16 protein-coding genes and 1 other RNA gene are annotated in these 22,014 nt (G+C 37.6%); 8 read left to right on the forward strand and 9 right to left on the reverse strand.

Going from position 1 to position 22,014, the window contains the following annotated elements:
- Window positions 1-123 precede the first annotated feature (123 nt).
- Window positions 124-1,845, reverse strand: a complete 1,722-nt coding sequence (recJ, locus tag GM698_RS00135; RefSeq protein WP_209289435.1) for a single-stranded-DNA-specific exonuclease RecJ — start codon at window positions 1,843-1,845, stop codon at window positions 124-126.
- 205 nt (window positions 1,846-2,050) lie between these two features.
- On the opposite strand from recJ, the gene GM698_RS00140 reads away from it, so the two are divergent.
- A complete protein-coding gene (locus GM698_RS00140) occupies window positions 2,051-2,968 on the forward strand; it encodes a hypothetical protein (RefSeq protein ID WP_176809949.1) in 918 nt (305 codons plus the stop codon).
- A gap of 66 nt (window positions 2,969-3,034) precedes the next feature.
- Here GM698_RS00140 and dsbC read toward each other — a convergent pair whose 3' ends face one another.
- Together dsbC and mepM are read right to left on the reverse strand one after the other, a co-directional pair.
- Window positions 3,035-3,718 (reverse strand): bifunctional protein-disulfide isomerase/oxidoreductase DsbC, encoded by a 684-nt coding sequence (gene dsbC / locus GM698_RS00145; RefSeq protein ID WP_176809948.1) that lies wholly within the window; start codon window positions 3,716-3,718, stop codon window positions 3,035-3,037.
- Window positions 3,719-3,727: 9 nt separating this feature from the next.
- Complete coding sequence (gene mepM, locus GM698_RS00150) at window positions 3,728-5,209, reverse strand: murein DD-endopeptidase MepM (RefSeq protein ID WP_245189274.1); 1,482 nt, start codon at window positions 5,207-5,209, stop codon at window positions 3,728-3,730.
- Between the two features lie 146 nt (window positions 5,210-5,355).
- On the opposite strand from mepM, the gene znuC reads away from it, so the two are divergent.
- The 7 genes from znuC to GM698_RS00185 all read left to right on the forward strand — a co-directional run bounded on the left by znuC (window position 5,356) and on the right by GM698_RS00185 (window position 14,056).
- Window positions 5,356-6,171, forward strand: a complete 816-nt coding sequence (gene znuC, locus GM698_RS00155) for a zinc ABC transporter ATP-binding protein ZnuC (protein ID WP_176808387.1) — start codon at window positions 5,356-5,358, stop codon at window positions 6,169-6,171.
- A 156-nt stretch (window positions 6,172-6,327) separates the two neighbouring features.
- Window positions 6,328-9,138 carry a 2-oxoglutarate dehydrogenase E1 component gene (gene sucA, locus GM698_RS00160; protein ID WP_209289436.1) on the forward strand — a complete coding sequence of 937 codons (2,811 nt, stop codon included), beginning with the start codon at window positions 6,328-6,330 and terminating at the stop codon, window positions 9,136-9,138.
- Between the two features lie 112 nt (window positions 9,139-9,250).
- Window positions 9,251-10,480 carry a 2-oxoglutarate dehydrogenase complex dihydrolipoyllysine-residue succinyltransferase gene (gene odhB, locus GM698_RS00165; RefSeq protein WP_209289437.1) on the forward strand — a complete coding sequence of 410 codons (1,230 nt, stop codon included), beginning with the start codon at window positions 9,251-9,253 and terminating at the stop codon, window positions 10,478-10,480.
- Window positions 10,481-10,656: 176 nt separating this feature from the next.
- Window positions 10,657-11,817 (forward strand): ADP-forming succinate--CoA ligase subunit beta, encoded by a 1,161-nt coding sequence (gene sucC / locus GM698_RS00170; RefSeq protein WP_176809944.1) that lies wholly within the window; start codon window positions 10,657-10,659, stop codon window positions 11,815-11,817.
- A gap of 8 nt (window positions 11,818-11,825) precedes the next feature.
- Complete coding sequence (gene sucD / locus GM698_RS00175; RefSeq protein WP_209289438.1) at window positions 11,826-12,695, forward strand: succinate--CoA ligase subunit alpha; 870 nt, start codon at window positions 11,826-11,828, stop codon at window positions 12,693-12,695.
- Between the two features lie 232 nt (window positions 12,696-12,927).
- On the forward strand, window positions 12,928-13,440 hold the full coding sequence (locus GM698_RS00180; RefSeq protein WP_209289439.1) for a hypothetical protein: 513 nt from the start codon (window positions 12,928-12,930) through the stop codon (window positions 13,438-13,440).
- Between the two features lie 82 nt (window positions 13,441-13,522).
- Window positions 13,523-14,056 (forward strand): hypothetical protein, encoded by a 534-nt coding sequence (locus tag GM698_RS00185; RefSeq protein WP_209289440.1) that lies wholly within the window; start codon window positions 13,523-13,525, stop codon window positions 14,054-14,056.
- Window positions 14,057-14,082: 26 nt separating this feature from the next.
- On the opposite strand, the gene GM698_RS00190 is transcribed toward GM698_RS00185, so the two are convergent.
- The 6 genes from GM698_RS00190 to GM698_RS00215 form a co-directional block, all read right to left on the reverse strand.
- On the reverse strand, window positions 14,083-15,828 hold the full coding sequence (locus GM698_RS00190; RefSeq protein WP_209289441.1) for a hypothetical protein: 1,746 nt from the start codon (window positions 15,826-15,828) through the stop codon (window positions 14,083-14,085).
- Window positions 15,829-15,960: 132 nt separating this feature from the next.
- On the reverse strand, window positions 15,961-17,406 hold the full coding sequence (locus GM698_RS00195) for a sodium:alanine symporter family protein (RefSeq protein ID WP_209289442.1): 1,446 nt from the start codon (window positions 17,404-17,406) through the stop codon (window positions 15,961-15,963).
- A gap of 99 nt (window positions 17,407-17,505) precedes the next feature.
- Complete coding sequence (locus GM698_RS00200; protein ID WP_209289443.1) at window positions 17,506-18,507, reverse strand: nickel/cobalt transporter; 1,002 nt, start codon at window positions 18,505-18,507, stop codon at window positions 17,506-17,508.
- Window positions 18,498-19,139 (reverse strand): DUF1007 family protein, encoded by a 642-nt coding sequence (locus GM698_RS00205; RefSeq protein WP_209289444.1) that lies wholly within the window; start codon window positions 19,137-19,139, stop codon window positions 18,498-18,500. Before GM698_RS00205 ends, GM698_RS00200 begins: the two co-directional genes overlap by 10 nt.
- A 57-nt stretch (window positions 19,140-19,196) precedes the next feature.
- Window positions 19,197-19,574: RNase P RNA component class A (rnpB, locus tag GM698_RS00210), an RNA gene on the reverse strand.
- Window positions 19,575-19,669: 95 nt separating this feature from the next.
- Window positions 19,670-21,955, reverse strand: a complete 2,286-nt coding sequence (locus tag GM698_RS00215) for a DNA internalization-related competence protein ComEC/Rec2 (protein WP_209289445.1) — start codon at window positions 21,953-21,955, stop codon at window positions 19,670-19,672.
- Between the last annotated feature and the right edge of the window lie 59 nt (window positions 21,956-22,014).

Consider the following 22,014-nt stretch of genomic DNA (forward strand, 5'->3'; position numbering starts at 1 on the left):
ATATTAAGTTCCTTATTTAACTTATTTAAAAACGCTTTAATAATTTATTTATACATAAACGATATATTTACAACAATTCTACAATACAACGATAATGAATTCATTAAATTTTACGTAAAGTCATTAAATATAACGCATATATTCAACCTTTAATTGTAACCTTTTGCTATCTCTGAATTCATTTATATCTAATTTATACACAAATTTCGCCTTTTTAGCCGACAAATCTGGAAATAAACTTACCTCAACATTAAACCAAATTGCCTCTAATAATTGTCCTTTTTCCGATTGTAAAATCAACTTCAAATGCTTACCTGCCAATAATTTTTGTTGCAAAATACTAAATTCGCCTTCAAAACTTGGCTCTGGGAAATGTTGCCCCCAAGGTCCTGCACAACGAAACATTTCCGCATTTGCAATAGTGAAATCCTCTTCTGCAAGCTCTCCATCAGTATAAATAATGCCTTGTAATTGTTCTGGTTCTAAAATTTCATTAATGGTTTGATCAAAAACTTGTTTAAAGGTGTTTAATTGAGTTTGATGAATTGTCAAACCTGCTGCCATTGCGTGCCCACCAAATTTAGTGATTAATTCTGGATATTGCATATTAATATGTTCCAACACATCTCGCATATGCAAGCCCGAAATAGAACGAGCGGAACCTTTTAAGCATTCACTATTTTCACTTTCTTGTGCAAATACAATAACTGGACGATGAAATTGATCTTTAATGCGAGAAGCAAGAATACCAATTACACCTTGGTGCCAATCTGCTTGATATAACACAATACCGTGGGCTTGTTGAGATTGAGACAAACTTGGCAAGTTTGCACAAATTGCTAAGGCTTCAGTTTTCATCTCTTGTTCAAACTCTTTTCGAGTCTGATTAAGGGAATCTAGCTCAAAAGCAAGCTGGCGAGCTATATCCATATTGTTACAAATTAGCAACTCAACGCCTAAAGACATATTTTCAAGCCTGCCCGCTGCATTCAGTCTTGGTGCAATCACAAAACCTAAATCTGAGGCTTGTAAGGTTAAAAGCTCACGCTTACTCACTTCCGCTAATGCTTTTATCCCCAAACGGCAATGACCAGAACGGATTCTTTGAAGCCCTTGATATACTAAAATTCGATTATTTTGATCAAGCGGTACAACATCTGCTACCGTGCCTAAAGCAACTAAATCTAAAAGCTCTGCAAAATTTGGTTCTACTTTATTATGAAAATATTTTTGCTCTCGCATTCTAGCGCGAAGCGCCATCATCACATAAAAAATAACGCCAACACCCGCCAACGATTTGGAAGGAAAGGTACAAAATGGTAAATTGGGATTGATCATCGCATCAGCAATAGGTAATGCTTCAGGAGGTAAATGGTGATCGGTAATCAGAACTTGAATATCATTCTGTTTCAGTAATTCAACGCCTTCAAACGAAGAAATACCATTATCCACTGTTAAAACTAAATCAGCCCCCTTTGCTATAACAATTTCTGCAACCGCAACACTCAACCCATAACCTTGTGAAAAACGATCTGGAATCAAATAATCAACCTGCTCAAAACCGAGCTGTCTTAGTGCAATAATTGCCAGTGCTGTGCTAGTTGCGCCATCAGCATCAAAATCGCCCACAATCACAATTCGGCTTTGTTTATCAAACGCATTAATTAATAAATCAACTGCTTGTTCAATATTGGCTAGTTGTTGCGGTCTGTGTAAATGTTGGAGATGATGCTCTAACTCTTTCGTTGTTTTTATGCCTCGACTTTGATAAATCCGATTTAATAGCGTATTTTCAGATAAGGTTTTAGTCGTTAATAAAGGACGCTTTTTAATTAATTTTTCCACAATACTCTTCTTTTTTTAGAATAACAAGCGGTCTGATTTTGCATAAATTTTGCAATAATTCAACCTTTTCAAGAAAATTAATCATTCAATCACTGCCACCTCAAACTATCTATTGATTTTTATCATTTTTAGTCTATTATCTTACACCGAAATGTATAGGATATGATCCACTTTTTATATACATAGTTTATTTAAGGAGTAATTAATGAAAATATTGAATAAATTTACCCTCACCTTGCTATCTACGATGATTTTAACCGCTTGTAGCAGCGGTGGCGGTGGCAGTTCAGGCAATCAACAAAAAGAACACGTATTAGTGCCATCGAAAAATGCAGTAGCTCCCCCTGCTAAAAAAGCAGAAAATAATATTAAACCCAAAGCTGAAAAACCAACTATTGAGCAACCTAAAACTGAACCTAATCCAATAAAACCGAACGATAAAAATGAAAAACCGTTAACTAAGGCAGCTATTTTCAATACGTTAAGCCGTAACGGAGGTAGTTTTGAATCAGGGGAATGGATTTCACTAAAACTTGATGATAATGGGAAAATTCAAATGCTCCCATTACACAAAAAAATGATAGTTAGCTCCCAAGAAGTAACAGAATTATTTGACCAATCAGGGCAATTCCTTGGCTATGTCGGCTATGCGTCATTTACTCACACTAAGCCAAATATCAATAACGTAGGTGATGAAATCGTGACACATTACACTTTTCCGATGTTAGAAATGGATCAGTCACAAAAAGCACGTCCAACTCATAATATCAACTATGAGGGATCTTTCTTTTATTACTATAAAAATCAACCTGTTACAGCACTAAAAGGAGATGTGAAAGCCTCTTATCGTGAAGAAGATAAGCGGCTATTTATGGAACTATTCGGAAAAAATAAAGAACATTTCGAGTTAAAAGAAAAGCCAAATGAAGCAGGTGTAACAGTATCAGAAAAAGGTGATGTTTTTGGTCGGCTATATGATAATAGATCGGCTAACGCCACATTCAATGGTGCCATATATGGTAAAAACGGGGAAGTTCTAGCTGGAACATTAGATTACGATGATCATAATGATAAAGATAATAGCTGGAAAGGCACTGTAGGAGCAAAAGCTAAAAATCCTTAAAAATCAATACAAGCGGTCTGAATTTGCAATATTTTTACAAAATCTAACCGCTTGTATTATTTGTTATTATTGCTCAAGCATTTTAATAAGCTCTTTCGGCTCAACATAGCCACCAATTAATTCACCTTCTGAGGTAACCATACTTGGTGTGCCTGTTACACCAAACTTGATTCCTAATTGGTAATGTTTTTTGACAATATCTGGCGTCTTTAACTGAGTTGGTAAATTTCCGTTCTCAGCATTATTTAATGCTGTTATTTTATCTTTAGCCGTCCAAATCGCTTCCATTTGTTTTGCCGTTTGGCTATTCATACCACCTCGAGGAAATGCTAAATACCGAATAGTAATTCCTAACTCATTGTATTCTTTTATTCTTTCGTGTAATAAGTGGCAATAATGGCACGTAATATCCATAAATACGGTAATCACGTGCTTTTCATTTTTTGCTGGATAAATAATCATTTCATTAGTATAAGTATTTAACTCTGCAAGTAATTCTTGATTGGTAATATCAACCACCTTGCCATTTTTCAATTCAAAAACCTTGCCCTGAATCACATAACGTCCGTCTTGGCTAATATAAATAATGCCTTCATTTGACGTTGCCATTTTAAAACCAGCTAACGGCGAATCAGAAATTTTCACCTCTGTTGCCCCTATCTGTTCTAACTGTTTTTTTAAGTTTGCATCAGAGGCAAAAACTGATGCTGATAAAAACATTAATCCGAGTGCAATTGCATTTTTTTTCATTAGATGTCCTTACATTTTTAGTTTTGCTATCACATTCTTGGCTTTATTTAAGAATGCTTGGCGTTCTTTGTTGCTCATACCTAAACTTGACCCTGGTAATTTTACCGTCATTGGATTGACGGGTCGCCCATTAATATGAAACTCATAGTGTAAATGAGGTCCTGTGGAACCTCCTGAATTGCCAGATAAAGCTATACGCTCACCTTTTTTCACTCTTTGCCCTGGCTTTACCAACGCTTTACTTAAGTGCATATAAACAGTGGAAATATGGCCGTGTTTAATTTTGATATAACGTCCTGCTCCTCTGGCTTGATATGCTACACGCTCAACTACTCCATCACTAGGTGCAATAATTGGTGTACCTATTGGAATACCATAATCTACCCCTTTATGCGGACTAATAAGGCGAGTGATTGGATGTCTACGTGTTAGGTTAAATGAAGAAGTCACTCTTGCTGCATATAATAATGGATGTCGAGCAAATCCACCACTTAACGTTTCACCATAGCGACTATAATATCGTCCATTATCCGCTTGGATTGCATAATAACTTTTTTTGCCACTAATTACGAGGATACCTTCTACATTACCTAAATCGGTTACTTTTCCGTTTATATATTCACGCTTAATTAAAATAGCAAATTTATCCTTTTTTTTCAGTTTATTCGTCGCAATCTGTGATTGTAATCCAACCGCTAATTGGTTAATTTGACGACCAGAAAGCCCTACTGCTTTCAAACTAGCCGTGAAACTATTTTGAATCGTGCCACGTACAACATCTTGCTTCCATTCACCTTTTTTATTAAATTTTTGATAAGTAAATTTGCCATTTGCTTGCCGTTCATAAACACGCTCTTCTTTCTCTGAAACTAACCAGTTTAGATATTCCAACTCGCCGTCTTTATCCAACACCCAGTAAAATTGTTGTCCTGATTCTAATTGAGCTAATGATGAATATTGTTTAATCAAATCGCTGGCAACTGAAGCATCCAGCCCTGATTGCTCTAATACATGTCTTAGTTTATCACCTACTGCCACCGTATAACTAAATTGATTTTGAATTCTTAATGCCTGATCTGCCACATCAACAATATCTTCTAATACTTTTTCTGCTTCCGTAGGAAGTTCTGCTGTATCAATAAGCTTTTCAACTTCATCATCTTCATTTGTCAAGCCATCTTCATAAGAAGTCGCGGCTTGGTCTTCAACAAGAAAATCCTTTCCCTCTATAGAAAGAGTAGATTGGGTTATTAAATTTGTAATATGCTGAATGAAAATATTACCCTTTTGCGGAGTAATATTGGTATGTAGTTCATCTTGATGGGACAAAACTACTAGATTTTCTTGTGTAGCGTTCTTACTTATTGCAGATTGTTCTTTTAATGTGAGAACAATACCAACAAGCAAACTAAAGACAGCTAATAAAAAAACCATTATTTTTAAGTGTTTCTTACGCTGTTTACGATCTCTTGCTAAAATTACATACTGCAAACTATCTCTCTCTTTATTAAATTATTTACTAAAATTTACATAATTTCCTAATAGACTATCTTACTAAGAAAAAATTCATTTATTCTATTGTCATCAAGTAAAAAATCCGCTACTTTTATTTCAGTGTCCTTAAATTTTTTATCGTAATGAAAATTAATCAACTAATACCCAGCCTAAATGCCACAAAAATTGCCTTAACTAAACAACATCAGCCTTTGGTCTCATTACATGATATAGAGGTCGTATTTAACAATCAGAAAGCTTTACACAATATCAATTTATCTATTTACCCTAACTCCATTACAACAATTGTTGGACCAAATGGCGGCGGTAAATCAACCTTACTCAAAGTATTGCTAAAATTAATTACCCCAACTAAAGGCAAAGTCGTTCACCATAAAGACTTAAAAATTGGCTATGTGCCACAAAAACTGCATTTAGATCCGTCTATGCCTATAACGGTGAGTCATTTTCTTGGTCTCAAACCGCATACTAATAAAGCGATGATTGAAGAAGCATTGTCTATGTTTGCTATCCACCATTTAGCGCAAAACAGTATGCAGAAATTGTCTGGCGGAGAGCTACAACGTGTTTTACTTGCCCGAGCTATCTTAAATAAACCTCAATTATTAGTATTAGATGAGCCAATGCAAGGGGTAGATATTACAGGGCAAACTGAACTCTATCAACTATTAAATCAGACCCGCTCTTGGCTAAATTGTGCTATTTTAATAGTTTCGCACGATTTAAATATTGTAATGGCAAATACGGATGAAGTACTTTGCGTGAATAAACACATCTGCTGCCAAGGCACACCAGAAGTGATTACTCATGATCCTAGTTTCATTCATTTCTTTGGCGATCAATTTGCTCGAAATGTCGCATTTTATTCACACAGCCATAATCACCACCATAATCTACACGGCGATGTTTGTTTAGACGAATGTCAGTGTAAATATTAAAGTTTTATTCTGTTTAGTATTTGTAAAATTTTTGCTAAAAATAACCGCTTATAAATCAACAATTATATAAAAATCAGACTTATATCACATTTTATTTACTTTATTTCAAGTATAATAGCACTATGATTCAACACGCTAAAATTAGGTTAGGTCTTTATGCAATATAAAAATTTTGATGATTGGATTACTTCATCGCCTCTAGGTGGCACAAACCAATCTTATGTCGAAGAAATTTATGAACAGTATTTAGAAAATCCAGCAAGCGTTGATGAAAGCTGGAGATGCATTTTTGACTCATTTCCCAACATTCCTCATATTGAACAGCCTCATTCTAAAGTGCGTGACTACTTCCGTAAATTAGTACGCGAACAACAACCTCAATCTGTAACAGTTATTGATCCAGAAGCTGGTGCGAAGCAAGTTCGTTTACTGCAATGGATTAATGCCCACCGCTTTCGTGGTTATTTAGAAGCCAAACTCGATCCACTTGGCTATTATCGCTGGAAAACCTCTAGTGTGCCTGAATTGGATTACAAGTATCACGGATTCACAGATGAAGAACTCAATGAAACCTTTACTGTTGGTCGCTATGTGTATGATAAAGATACAATGAAACTAAGCGAACTCAATGATGCGTTAAAAGAAACTTATTTAGGCTCAATTGGCTTAGAATTTATGCACGTTCAAGATATTGAACAACGTAACTGGCTACAAACAAAAATGGAGAGCGTATTAAATAAACCTCTTTCCACAAAAAAAGAAAAACTGAATTTATTAAGTGAATTAACCGCAGCAGATGGCTTAGAACGTTACTTAGGGGCGAAATTCCCTGGAGCTAAGCGCTTCTCTTTAGAAGGAAGTGATGCCTTTATTCCAATGATGAAAGAGATCATTCGCCACGCCTCTCGCCAAGGAATGACAGATGTCGTTGTAGGTATGGCTCATCGTGGTCGTTTAAATATGTTAGTGAACGTATTTGGTAAACGCCCTGCAGAATTATTTGATGAATTTGCAGGTAAACACACTGATGAGAGCCGTACTGGCGATGTGAAGTACCATCAAGGTTTCTCTTCAAATTTTGCTGTAGATGATAAAAACGTTCACCTCACCTTAGCGTTCAACCCATCACATTTGGAGATCGTAAGTCCTGTAGTAATCGGTTCTGTTCGTGCAAGACAAGAGCGTATACGTGATACCGAGCACGAAAAAGTATTAGCAATTACTGTTCACGGTGATTCTGCAGTTGCAGGACAAGGTGTTGTTCAAGAGACCTTAAATATGGCGAATGCCCGTGGTTATAAAGTAGGCGGCACTATTCGCATAGTGATTAATAATCAAATCGGCTTTACTACGTCTAATCCAAGCGATACTCGCTCAACAGAATTTTGTACTGATATCGCTAAAATGATTCAAGCCCCCATCATTCATGTAAATGGAGATGACCCAGAAGCGGTTGCATTCGCAGCAAGAATGGCGGTGGAATATCGTACTAAATTTAAACGTGATATTTTCATTGATTTAATTTCATATCGCCGTCACGGCCATAATGAAGCAGATGAGCCACTAGCCACTCAACCAATGATGTATGGCATTATAAAAAAACACCCCACACCGCGTAAAGTTTACGCTGATCGTTTAATCGCCGAAGGGGTATTAACCAGCGATCAAGAAATTGAAATGTTAAATCTTTATCGTGATGCCTTAGATAATGGTGAACGCGTAGTGCCTGAATGGCGTGAAATGGATATGGCTGCCGTAGATTGGTTACAATATCTCAACTATGATTGGACAGCACAATACGAAAGTAAATTTCCTAAAGCGCGTTTCTTAACGATTGCTAAACGAGTATGTGAGTATCCCGAATCATTAAAAGCCCACTCCCGTGTTGAAAAAATCTACGCTGATCGTAAAGAAATGTACGAAGGCAAAAAACTATTCGACTGGGGAATGGCAGAAACAATGGCGTATGCTACTTTACTTGATGAAGGCTCACACGTTCGCCTTTCTGGTGAAGATGCTGGGCGTGGCACATTCTTCCACCGCCACGCAGTAATCCATAATCAACAAGATGGTACAGGTTATGTTCCATTAACACAGTTACATGCAAATCAAGGGCGTTTCCAAGTGTGGGATTCGGTGCTTTCTGAAGAAGCGGTTCTTGCTTTTGAATATGGTTTTGCGACAACCGATCCGAAAACCTTAACAATTTGGGAAGCTCAATTTGGTGATTTTGCAAATGGTGCACAAATTGTTATCGACCAATTCATCAGCTCTGGTGAACAAAAATGGGGAAGAATGTGTGGTTTAGTGATGCTTCTTCCGCATGGTTATGAAGGTCAAGGACCTGAGCATTCTTCTGCTCGTATTGAGCGTTATTTACAACTTTGTGCACAACAAAATATCCAAGTTTGTGTGCCATCAACACCCGCTCAGGTTTACCATATGCTACGCCGCCAAGCAATTCGCAAAATGCGTCGTCCGTTGGTTGCCATTACACCTAAATCCTTGTTACGCCACCCACTTGCAGTATCGTCACTTGATGAACTGATTAATGGCTCATTCCAAAATGTGATTGGCGAGATTGATAACATCGAACCGAAACAAGTTAAACGTGTGGTGATGTGTTCGGGTAAAGTCTATTATGACTTAATTGAAAAACGCCGTGAGAATAACCAAACAGATGTTGCGATTATTCGAATTGAACAACTCTACCCATTCCCACTTGAAGAAATGAAACAAACTCTTGAACCTTATGCACACATAAAAGATTTTGTCTGGTGTCAAGAAGAGCCATTAAATCAAGGTGCGTGGTATTGCAGTAAGCATAATTTTGAGGCCTCTATTCCAGAAGGTGCAAAATTAACTTACGCAGGCAGAGCGGCTTCAGCTTCTCCAGCGGTTGGCTATCCGTCACTGCACGCAAAACAGCAAAAACAACTTGTTGAAGATGCTTTAACGATAGCTTAATCAAATGAAAATGTCGCATAAAATACGCCTACAAGCGGTTAATTTTCAACAAAAATTTACACATTTGATTATAAGGTAGATTACATACCCTCTAAAGAAAAAGGATTATAAAATGACAATCGAAATTTTAACTCCAGACCTTCCTGAATCTGTCGCAGATGCAAGCGTAGCTATATGGCATAAAAAAGTGGGAGACAGCGTAAAACGTGATGAAATTCTAGTCGAAATCGAAACAGATAAAGTCGTTTTAGAAGTACCCGCTACCAATGACGGCGTACTGATTGAAATAACCCAACAACAAGGTGCAACCGTTATTTCAAAACAAATTTTAGGAAAATTAGGGACGGCTCAAGCAGGTGATATTAGCTCAGCCACCATTGAGCAAAAGACGGAAGCAACCCCATCAGATCGTAAATATGCCGCTATTGAAAATAGTCACGCAAACGCTGATGATCAAGGCCCTGCTATCCGTCGTTTATTAGCTGAACACGATTTACAAGCAACCGATATTCAAGGCAGTGGCGTAGGCGGAAGAATTACTCGTGAAGACATTGAAAAAGAGATTGCCAAACGCGTTCAACTCAACCAAGTAAAAGAATCAGCAACGAATCAAAATACCGTCAGCACGGTTGCTTTCAGCAGCCGCAGTGAAAAACGTGTACCAATGACTCGGTTACGCAAACGTATTGCGGAACGTTTACTTGAGGCAAAAAATACAACCGCAATGCTCACCACCTTCAACGAGTTAGATATGCAACCAATTATGAACTTGCGTAAAACCTATGGCGAAAAATTTGAAAAACAACATAGTGTACGCTTAGGCTTTATGTCGTTCTACATTAAAGCGGTCGTTGAAGCACTTAAACGTTACCCTGAAATCAATGCCTCTATTGATGGTGATGATGTGGTTTACCATAACTACTTTGATATCAGCATTGCAGTGTCAACGCCTCGTGGGCTAGTAACGCCCGTGCTACGGGATTGTGACAAAATGAGTATGGCTGACATTGAGAAGAAAATTAAAGAGCTTGCGGAAAAAGGGCGTGATGGCAAATTAACGGTTGAAGACTTAACTGGCGGTAACTTCACCATTACCAATGGAGGTGTGTTTGGCTCATTAATGTCTACCCCAATTATCAATCCACCACAAAGTGCGATTTTAGGTATGCACGCAATTAAAGATCGCCCAGTAGCGATTGACGGACAAGTAGTAATCCGCCCGATGATGTACTTGGCTTTAAGCTACGATCACCGCTTAATTGATGGCAAAGAGTCTGTTGGTTTCTTAGTCACAGTAAAAGAATTACTGGAAGATCCAACTCGCTTATTACTAGAAATCTAATAAATTTGACCGCTTGTAGTTCGCTACAAGCGGTCTATTTTTAATCAAAATTAACAAAATCGGATAAACGCTCTACTTTTTGCGTCAAGCAAACAAAGTGGCGAAGCAAGGTCTGCTTTCTTTTGGTTACTTTTCTTTGCACAAAGCAAAGTAACATAACACGATGAGGAAACTCTATGAATCTACACGAGTATCAAGCAAAACAAATATTTAAGCAGTATGGACTGCCTGTAAGTGAAGGTATCACTTGCTTTTCAGCAGATGAAACCGTTGAAGCAATAAAACAACTAAAGGGCGAACAGTGGGCGGTAAAATGCCAAGTTCACGCAGGGGGCAGAGGCAAGGCAGGTGGGGTAAAATTAGTTCGCAATGTTGATGAAGCGAAAGCCTTCTCTGAACAATGGTTAGGAAAACGCTTAGTTACCTTCCAAACAGATGCTAACGGGCAACCTGTTAACGCTATTTATGTAGAAGAAACTTGCAATATTGACCGTGAACTCTATTTAGGGGCGGTGTTAGATCGCTCTGCACAAAAAGTGGTATTTATGGCATCAAGTGCGGGTGGTATGAATATTGAAGAAGTGGCTGAAAAAACACCTGAGTTAATTCACAAAGTGACTATCGATCCACTAACAGGTGGTCAAGCTTATCAAGGGCGTGAACTTGCTTTCAAATTAGGCTTAAAAGGCGATGAAGTTAAACAATTCGCTGATATTTTTGTAAAACTGGCTAAATTATTCATAGATAAAGACGTCGCCTTATTAGAAGTCAATCCACTTGTAGTAACCAAAGAAGGAAAACTGCTCTGTTTAGATGCAAAAATCACGATTGATAGCAACGCACTTTATCGCCACCCAGATCTAAAAGCATTGCAAGATCTCTCACAAGATGATGAGCGTGAAGCGGAAGCCGAAAAATGGAGCCTAAATTATGTCGCATTAGATGGTAATATTGGCTGTATGGTAAACGGTGCAGGGCTTGCAATGGGGACGATGGATATTGTAAAACTCTATGGTGGCAAACCGGCTAACTTCTTAGATGTAGGCGGCGGTGCAACCAAAGAGCGTGTAGCGGCAGCATTTAAGCTGATTTTATCTGATCCAAATGTGAAAACCGTTTTAGTCAATATCTTCGGTGGTATTGTACGTTGTGATTTAATTGCTGAAGGAGTCATTGCCGCCGTAAATGAGGTGGGTGTAAATGTGCCTGTTATTGTACGTTTGGAAGGTACCAACGCAACACAAGGTCGTGAAATATTAGCCAATAGTGGATTAAGTATTTTAGCAGCCTCATCACTAAAAGAAGCGGCTGAATTAGCGGTAAAATCTGCAAATTAGGAGGAAAAATGTCGATTTTAATTGATAAAAAAACAAAAGTAATTTGTCAAGGTTTTACAGGCGGACAAGGCACATTTCACAGTGAACAAGCTCTCGCATACGGCACACAGTTAGTTGGAGGTGTTTCGCCTAATAAAGGGGGCACAACACATTTAGGCTTACCTGTTTTTAATACCGTGCGTGAAGCGGTAGAAGCCACAGGTGCAACCGCAACCGTCATCTACGTTCCCGCGCCTGGCTGTAAAGATGCGATTTTAGAAGCTATTGATGCAGGTATTCAGCTTATTGTTTGTATTACCGAAGGCATCCCGACACTAGATATGCTTCAAGTTAAACAACGTTTAGCACAAACTGGCGTAACAATGATCGGCCCAAATTGCCCAGGTGTGATTACGCCTGATGAATGTAAAATTGGGATTATGCCAGGCAATATTCATAAAAAAGGAAACATTGGTATTGTTTCTCGTTCTGGCACGCTCACTTATGAAGCCGTTAAACAAACGACTGACGAGGGCTTTGGGCAATCTACTTGTGTTGGTATCGGCGGCGATCCTATTCCAGGCGCTAACTTTATTGATATCTTAAAGATGTTCCAAGAAGATCCTGAAACCGATGCCATTGTGATGATTGGCGAAATCGGCGGTTCTGCAGAAGAAGAGGCGGCAGCCTTTATCAAAGCGAACGTCACCAAACCGGTGGTAAGCTACATCGCAGGGGTAACAGCACCAAAAGGCAAACGAATGGGGCACGCCGGGGCAATTATCAGCGGCGGAAAAGGCACAGCAGATGAGAAGTTCAAAGCATTGGAAGATGCTGGTGTAACTACCGTGAGAAGCCTCGCAGAAATCGGCTCTGCTCTTCGTAAGATTTTGGGTTAATAATATCACCGTAGGGGCGAATCATATTCGCCCCGCAACTAAACCATCAACAATCCAACCTCATTCCCCATATTCAAAAAATACAGCCCAATAAAACACACTAACACCACCGTTTCTCGCATTTCCTATCCTCATTCCGTCTTTCCTCTGATTAAATCATCATCGCATATTGCATAAAAAAAAAACAATATAAAATGAAGAGGAATTTTTACTAACCAATAAGGAAAAGCTTATGTCACATCCCCAAAATCAGAATAGCACTCAAGCACCTGCGAACATATTGTTCGTTTTAACTATAATTCTACTCCTTGCTCTTATCGCTTATAACTGCTTTTTACTTAAAAACATCAATAGCGATGTTAATGTACTCAACATTATCTATATAGATATTGATACATTTAATAATGGAAACATAAAATCATATATAACGCTATATATTCCACCTATATTTCTATCTTTGTCCATTTTATTTTCCGCACTATTTTTGAGCATTAGGCAGTTTTTTGGAAAAAACTGTATATTGCTTTATTACTTATTTTTAATTTCAATTACTGCCTTATCTTTATCCTTTATAGAGATACATAAAGAAACGGAAGAAATGGTAAAAAACCTACAAAACATAAGTAATGATAAACTTATACTTATTAAATCAATCACCATTTTAATACCAGCTATTTCTTTTATTGCCAACTATTTCGCTGCAACCTTAATTAATCTATTTAAGAATAACGCTCAAAACCATTAATCAAAACAATCACACCTATATCCCTCCAAGCCTTACTAAGAATAAGCCCTGGGGGTATAAACGACCAAAACAGGAGCCCATTATGAAAAAACTAATTACGATTGCACTACTTGCATTAGCCACCACCCCACACGCTAAAATTGGCGATACGTTTATCGACCCTGAATTTGGGAAAATTACGGTGAAAGCACCTGCGTTTCCTAACGACGGTAAAACCAAATATGAAATCGTCAATGGTGAGCGAAAAGCGATTTTAACTACCCAATGGAAATTTGTTAGGAAGGCATCAGGTGCAGATACTAACGTTGAAATAGCATTAAATAAATTCTTAAAACAAGAGACTAAATCTGAAAGCGATATTATTAAGATGACGAAAGTCTTTATTGAGGGTTTACAAGAATTAAAGCCAATGCGTAAAACCATCTATTTGGACGGTTACAACCCTTATATGCTTTTCCAATATGGTGCTAAAATTAAAAACATTCAGCGAGCGGTGAAATATCAATTTTGGGATTACTTAATGAAAATTAAAGGTACGCCTGAATTTAAACAATTAAGAGAAGAAATCAACTTTTCTTCCCAAATTTTAGACAATTTAAAACTTTATGAAGAATAACAAAATGGCGGGAAACCCGCCATTTTTTATGCTTTAAATGAAAAATCTTCTTCTTTTATTTGAGCCTCTTTCATTTGCTCATTGGCATTTTCTTTACCTAATGCGACCGCTTCGTGTTCTTTTGCGACGAGCCTATCTAATTGAGGATATTCTTCTTTAATTTCCCCTAACGGTTTTCCTTGTTTAGATAATTCATCTAGGGCGAACTGTTTTTCTTCCTCGCTAACAGGCTCTTTGTTTTTCATTTTCTGTAAAACAACCCCCAAAGAATAGGGCGTTAATTGATTAACTTCTTCTTTTTTATAAACATTATTGTATGCACTATAAGCGTTATTCGCCATAATTTCATCTTCGGTCATACGAGTTATAAAACGCTCAGCTTCTTCTTGATTCATTTTAATATGAGGATCGTTAACATAAGCGGAAATCAATGTTTTTCTCATCGCATCAATATGCTCTTTTAACACTTTCATTAATTCAGCATTATCCTGGTTTTCTAATTTATAGCTCACCAATGCTCTTAACTTTGCATATTGCTCATTAATACCGTTAAATTTTGCCTCATTTCCCTCTTCTTCATTAACAATAGTAAATTTTGTATTGGTATTGGTGAAATCTTTTAAGAAGTCGTCAATCGAGTTAATGTCTGTTTTATTTTCTGAGGTTAAATTTTTCAACCCCACTTTCAACATCGCTTCGGTAAAATCCAACATAACTTGTCCGTCATCTTTGGATTTTAAGGAAATCACCCCCATATCGGAGCCAAAACTGCTGATTTTGATTTGATACCCTTTGAGATTTTCATCATCTTTTTGTTTTGCAAGAATATGATTTGTTACCCCTACGGTGATTTCAGTGTAAATTAAATTATTAAGCTGACCTTTTAAATGGGCGGGGACTTCACTTTCTTTATAGGTGGCGATTTTTGCTTGCAATTCTTTACGTTTTTGGATTGTTTCATTAATATTTGCTTCGGCAATATAAGCATCTAAATAAAAGACTTTACCTTTTAAATCATCAAGAGTTATTTTACCACTTTTAATATTGGCAAGAAGCTCCGATAAATCTTCCGCTGTTAATTTGTCTTTGCCTATTGATTTGGCATAGTCTTTCATTAAGTCGACCAAAATCGGGGGTAACTTATCTTTGTTTTCCTTCTGGAATTTTTCCACTCTTTCCATTTCTTCAACGTGAAGTTCAAAAATTTTATTGAGCTTTTCCTTCTCACTCAAACTACTATCCTGCATTACCTGCTGTATTTTCTCTTGAAGATTTGCTATATCTTCAACAAATTCAACCCCACCTTTTATGGGAGGATTAGCGTTTTCAATTTCTTTACGAATTTTTTGAGCAATAGCTATCTTAGTCGGTGTGGGTTTAACTTTATTCCAAATTTCCGAAAGCTCAGAGTTTTCAGAAACAAAAGCGTCCATTTCCCTCTCAATTTCTTTATATTCTTCCGATTGGAAAAACGCTTCCACTTTATCAAAACGTTGTTGTAATACCACCATCGCAGCTAAATGAGATTGAATATTGTATTGTTGTCTCTCAATATTACGCTGAATACGACTATCCTCTTCACGAGTATTTTGAACCTGTACTGTTTTCTCAATATAATCAAGATTTCGCATAAAACGCACACGCTCACGCAAAAGCTCATGTTTTTCTTGTCGCTCTTGTAAGGTGGCTTCTAAAATAATTTTATTGTTCGCCTCTGTCGCAAATTGTTTAAATTGCTCTACTTTGTCTTTGATTAAGGGGGGTAAAGTCAAGAGTTCGACTGGGCAAACTTGGGGGAGTTTTGCTATAGGAATTTAGGGCGAATGGTGATTTGCCCCAAAAACTCAAGCGGTCTAATTTACACATTTTTTTGCAAATTAGACCGCTTGTTTTTTGCACTTAAATTACTCTTTTGACTTCCAAATTAATGGATCAACACCTTTTTGAATAAGTACTTGGTGCTCCTCAATTTTAAACACTGGCTCTTTGCCTTCTTTGAGCTGGCGGATATAGTCTTTCATAATAATCCATACAATCGGAGCAAGAATTAAAATTGCCACTAGATTGATAACTGCCATTGATGCCATTACCGTATCTGCAAACGCCCATACAATACCACCATCTCTCACCGCACCAAAGTAAACAAAGAACAGCACAACAGCACGGAAACCCCAGACAAACCAGACATTATTTTTAATATAGCGAATATTAGTTTCCGCATAAGCGTAATTACCGATAATTGAAGTAAAACAAAATAGCAAAATTATAAAGGCTAAGAAATGTAGTCCAAACTCGCCTAAGTGGAATTGTAACGCTGTTTGGGTAAGTGATATACCTCTCAAACTTTCGCCACCATAGTTATCCGACATTAAGATAATGACCGCCGTACAAGTACAAACCACGATAGTATCCACAAATACACCTAACATTTGTATCAACCCCTGACTTGCTGGGTGTTTTGCATCAGACGTCGCTGCTGAGTTTGGTGCAGACCCCATCCCTGCTTCATTTGAGAACAAACCACGCTTAATTCCCATTAGCATCGTTTTTGACACCAGCGCACCAAACATCCCGCCAGCTACTGCCGAGAAGTCAAACGCACTTTCAATAATCAACGTGATTATCTGCGGTACTTTTTCAATATTCATGCCTAAAATAATCACAGCAATAATCAAGTAAAATAATGCCATCATTGGTACAACTTGAGCAGAAAATTTACCAATACGTTTTACTCCACCTGAAATAATCACGCCTGTGATAACAACTAAAGCAAGCCCTACATAAGAAGGATCCCAATCCCACGCATTTTTAGTTGCTTCCACAATTGAATTGGATTGTACTGCATTAAATGCAAAACCGAAGGTAAATATTAAGGTGATGGCAAAAGCAATCGCCAATGAAGGCAGTTTTAACCCCCGTGTAATATAGTAAGCAGGACCACCACGGAACATACCATTTGGATCTTTGGTTTTATATAATTGAGCTAAAGAGGACTCAGCAAAAGCTGAACTCATACCCATTAATGCCGTTATCCACATCCAGAACACCGCACCTGGTCCGCCAAGAGCAATCGCTGTTGCCACACCACCTATATTACCAACGCCAACACGACTTGCTAAGCCTGTTGTAAAGGCTTGAAATGGCGAGAGTGCTTGACCTGAGGTAGAACGTCCTCCCCACATTTCACTCAAACTTTGGGGAAAAAGACGAAACTGCACAAAGCCTGTCGTGATAGTAAAAAACATGCCAGCACCGAGTAATAATATGATAGTAATATCCCAAAGTGGGCCGTCAATTGTATTGACTATCCAAGTTAAAACACCTTCAAAAAATAGAATAATAGAATCCATAAAGACCTCTTAATTAAAATAAAAACGTGCTAGTTTAACCGAATTCCCATTTTTAAACATTTTTTAATACTTTTCTATAATAATTTTATCGCCATCCACTTAACGCCTAAATAAAATACCTGTGCTAGTATCAATAAAACTACTGTGAAATAATGTTATACCAAATAGAATCAGCATTATTCCTAAGGCAAATTTAAATAATAGAACTGCCTTTTTATTCATTCGTGCTGAAAAATACCAACTACTTATTTTAACTGCTTTATTTCTTGCAATAATAACTAGGTATGCAAATAAACTTAAGGTAGATCCCGTGCCAATTGCCATGACTAACGCTGAAATCACGCCCCAAAAATAGAGATCGAGCGTATAAGAGAGAAATAATACCAAAATCGCACCAGAGCACGGTCTCACACCAATACTTAACACTAGTATTAATTGAGCTTTCCAATCTTTGGCTTTTTGTATTTCATTCGAGGTAGGCAAATGTTTATGTCCACAACTGCAATGTTCATTATGAATATGATCTATATGCTGAACAAGCGGTTGTTTTTGTAATGTTTTTTGCAAAGTGAGCTGTTTTGAAAATCGGATTGATTTAATCTTAGGCTTACTCGACTTCCTCATTCCTTTGAAAATCTGATAGCACCAATAAAGCCCAAGCAAAATCATCATAGCAAAGCTACCACGCTCAACCCACTTCAACGTTAAATTAAAGTATTGGCGAGAAAGCGTAAAAATGACCACAATCACCGTAACAAGTAAAACCGCCACCAAGCCTTGCACCAAAGCTGAAGCGAAGGTAATTTTCATTGCCTGATTGAGTTTTGTTTTTTCAAGCGAAAGATAACTCGTTAGAATAAACTTACCGTGCCCTGGGCCTACCGCGTGAAACACACCGTATAAAAAGCTGATAAAAACTAAGGTCACACCTGCTTTTTGCTGATTGTTACTCAATGCGTTTAACGAAGTGGAAATCGCTGAATTAAACACCTTTTGCCACTCCATTACTTTAAATAGCAAAATCGGATAAAGTTGATAAAATGCAAAAAATATCAGAAATCCAACCGCTAGTACTGCCCATCGTTTCGTGCCTAATCGCATATAATCTCCACTTTCTGAGCAAATTGAGCACCTAATGAATCATCTTGATTATCCACCATCTCCTGCGATTGCGTTTTATCTAGGCTTGAAGCATATAAACGCAATTTATTATCTACTTGCGGCTGTAATAATGTTACTTTACAGCTAGGATTGCTGATACTAATCTCATTAGCACGGTTGTATTCCATCGCAATGTAATAACTTGGCTCATAAGTCGAAAGTATTACCTTATTTTGCTTTAACTCGTAAGGCTTACTTAAATGAAAAGTGATATAAAACACCACTCGATTATTTTTGATTTCAAAACGTGTTTCTGTTGGTTGAGAAGTGAATTTTATGGGCTGATTTTTACTATTATAAAGTACACTGAAATAATGATTTTGTCGGGCAGAGTGTACCATCTCTGCCGTAATAGCCTGACGAGTTTTCGCTTTATCTACACTATTATTCATTTCGTAAATCAACTCCGATGAAGCAATTTCATCGAGCAACCATTCCATTTGAAATGATCTCAACATTGTACCGTCAACTACCACTTTATTTTTTAAATCCACAAAAGAATGAGGGTGAGAATAAGCATAAGTTGTCAATAAAGTAGATAATGCAATCACAAAAAATTTTAATAATTTCATATTCATTCACTATAAAATAAAAAAGCGAACAAGTTAGCCCTGTTCGCATTTAAAAATTCGGTGAGTTGGTCGATAAGCCGAGTTCTGTCTTGGACAATCATTCCTCTAGGCGTACATTTACACATACGCTCAAGCAACCTACCCGAACTCTCGGCGGGCTACCGATTGAGTTCCTATTTGGTCTTGCTACGAGTGGAGTTTACCTTGCTGTGAAATGTTACCACCCACACGGTGCGCTCTTACCGCACCCTTTCACCCTTACCGAAAAATCGGCGGTCTGCTCTCTGTTGCACTGGTCGTAGGCTCACGCCCCCCGGACGTTATCCGGCACTCTGCCCTGTGTAGCTCGGACTTTCCTCTCGTTTACTTGTTTCTCAGTTTACGTTTTCACGAATTTAGAGGCTTCAATAAACCAGCGATTGCCTAACCAACTCGCAACGAAGTATAGCGAATTTACAAAATATTGCAAGAAAATAACCGCTTGTAGCAACTCTATAAACAAAAAGGATTAAGTGTAAAATGATCTGCCCTTAATATTGTTGTTTATACCACGCCGAATAATCACTTCTGGCTTGTTCTATTTCAAAAGAATGCTCATAAAATTTTACTCTTATCATCCCTACTTCTGCGGTATTTAATACCGCAATATTTTTTCTTTCTAATCGCTCAATAACCCCTTTATTAGGCAATTTCCAGGCATTCCAACGTCCTGCGGAAATCATCGCAAATTGTGGTTCAGTTAGGGCTAATAATGTTTCACTGGTGCTACTTTTACTTCCATGATGCCCTACTTGTAAGAAATTAATCTGTCTAGCATCTTGTGCAAATTGGCGTTCTTGTTGTATGCCTGAATCCCCTGTTAGCAAAATCTGCAAGCGGTCATTTTTTGCTAAAATAACGCAAGAATCTTGATTCTTAGCCCTTTCTACCAAATGAGAGGGGTAAAGTGCCGATAAATGCCATTCACCAAATTGCCATCTTTTTCCTCGAATACAAGGCTCTGGCTCACGCCCTAAGTAACGAATTTTGCTTGAGCTAATAAGCCTGGCATTTGGATAAGCAGAAAGTAAATCCACCACGCCCCCTGAATGATCGTTATCATCGTGGCTGAGAAAAATCGCTTCAACTAAAATGCCGTTACGTTTTAAATAAGGCAAAATCTCTAGCTTTGCCATTGAGTTTTTGTTGCCATTATTATTCGATTGCCAACTTGAACCTGTATCGTAAATCACCGCGTTATTTTGATCATCAATGAATGCCATTGCTAGGCCCTGTCCAACATCGAAAATAATCCATTCTGATTTGGCTTTAAAAGCCCATTTAGGTAGATAAAAACTGAAATTAAACAAGATTGTGAAAATGACTACATTAAACCATTTTTTATAAGAGAGCCGATAAAGTTTACAATAAAGGCATAACAAGACGAGTAAATTAAATGAGAGTAATTGCCATTGTTGCCAATCGTTTAGTGCAAGCCAAGAGTTAGAAAATGGGGCTAACAGCCATAAACTAAATTGAGCTAGGTAATCCGCTAGCTGCCAAGTAGCAAAGAGATTATCACTTAACAGGCTGAATAAAATGAGTGGAACAAGCAAAAAACTATATAGTGGCACAATCATAAGATTAGCAAGTAATGCAAAGGTAGAGACACCCTCAAAAAAATAGAGCTGAACAGGCGAGAAAATGAGCCAAATACCCACTTGCAAATGTAAAAGCGATAACCACAAGCGGTTGAATTTTGTCATTTTTTTGCGTGTTTCATCAGAAATAAAACGATTTAATGGAAAAAATTGATACCACAAAATCAAGCTTGCTACGGCTAAAATAGAGAGCCAAAAGCTATCTGAAAGCAAACTCAAAGGGTCAATCACAATCAATAAAGCAACAATTCTCCACCAAAATTGCCAATGAGTATAATGTCGCCTTAACACTTGGCAGAGTAACACAAACGTAATGGCGAATAACGCCCTCATAGTCGGAACAGCAAAGCTAGCCAAATAGCTATAAGCAAACGCGGTGAGAAAGCCGACTACTCTTGCAAAATGTAGTGAAAATCCGACCGCTTGTAACCAATCAAGCCTGCTTTTTAAGCATAACCATTGCCATCCTTTGGCAACATAAAAGCCAAATAACATAGCAAGACCAATATGCAACCCTGAAATTGCAATTAAATGAGCGGTTGCGGTTTGTTGAAATTGCGCCCAATGTTCTGCCTTTAACCAAGCTCTCTCACCGAAAGCTAGCGCCAATAATAAACCTTGAGTAGGTAAATTTTTCGTTTCTGCGTTAACTTTATTAAGCCAATTTGTTCGCAATGAGTTGTCTGTTTGTGCTAATTTTTCAACTTGACGAACGGTTGCTATCATATTGATATGATTAGAGAAATACCAACGTTGGCGGTCAAAATTACCGATATTACTGCGAGCTGAAATCGGGCGTAGATGAAGTGCTGCTTGATAATGTTGATCGAGGAATAAAGGTTGATCTGCTTGCCAATTTAGGTAAATGTTCTCACCAGTTTTAATTGTGGCAATAGCGGTTTGATAATCTCCCTGTTTAAGGATTTTCGTGATTTTAAATTGAGTGAGTTGTTTATTAGCGGTTATATTTCCCGCATTTTTTGCAACTTGGAAAGTATGAAAATAGCTAATACAGATTATCAGCCCACATAAAAAAGTGAATGTTGTTCGGCTACAAATACCGTATAGCAAAATCATTCCACCAAAGACAATGCTACCTAATAACCAATCTTTAGGTAAAAATAAGATAGGCAAATGGCATAAGACAGTAGTAATACAAAAACGATCTAAGGTCATAATAAAACAGTTTAAATTTTTAAACTGAGTATGCCGTTTACGCTAAAAATTTTCAGAGA

It is taken from the genome of Mannheimia sp. ZY171111, from assembly GCF_017750945.1.
GTDB classification, from domain to species: Bacteria; Pseudomonadota; Gammaproteobacteria; order Enterobacterales; family Pasteurellaceae; genus Mannheimia; species Mannheimia pernigra.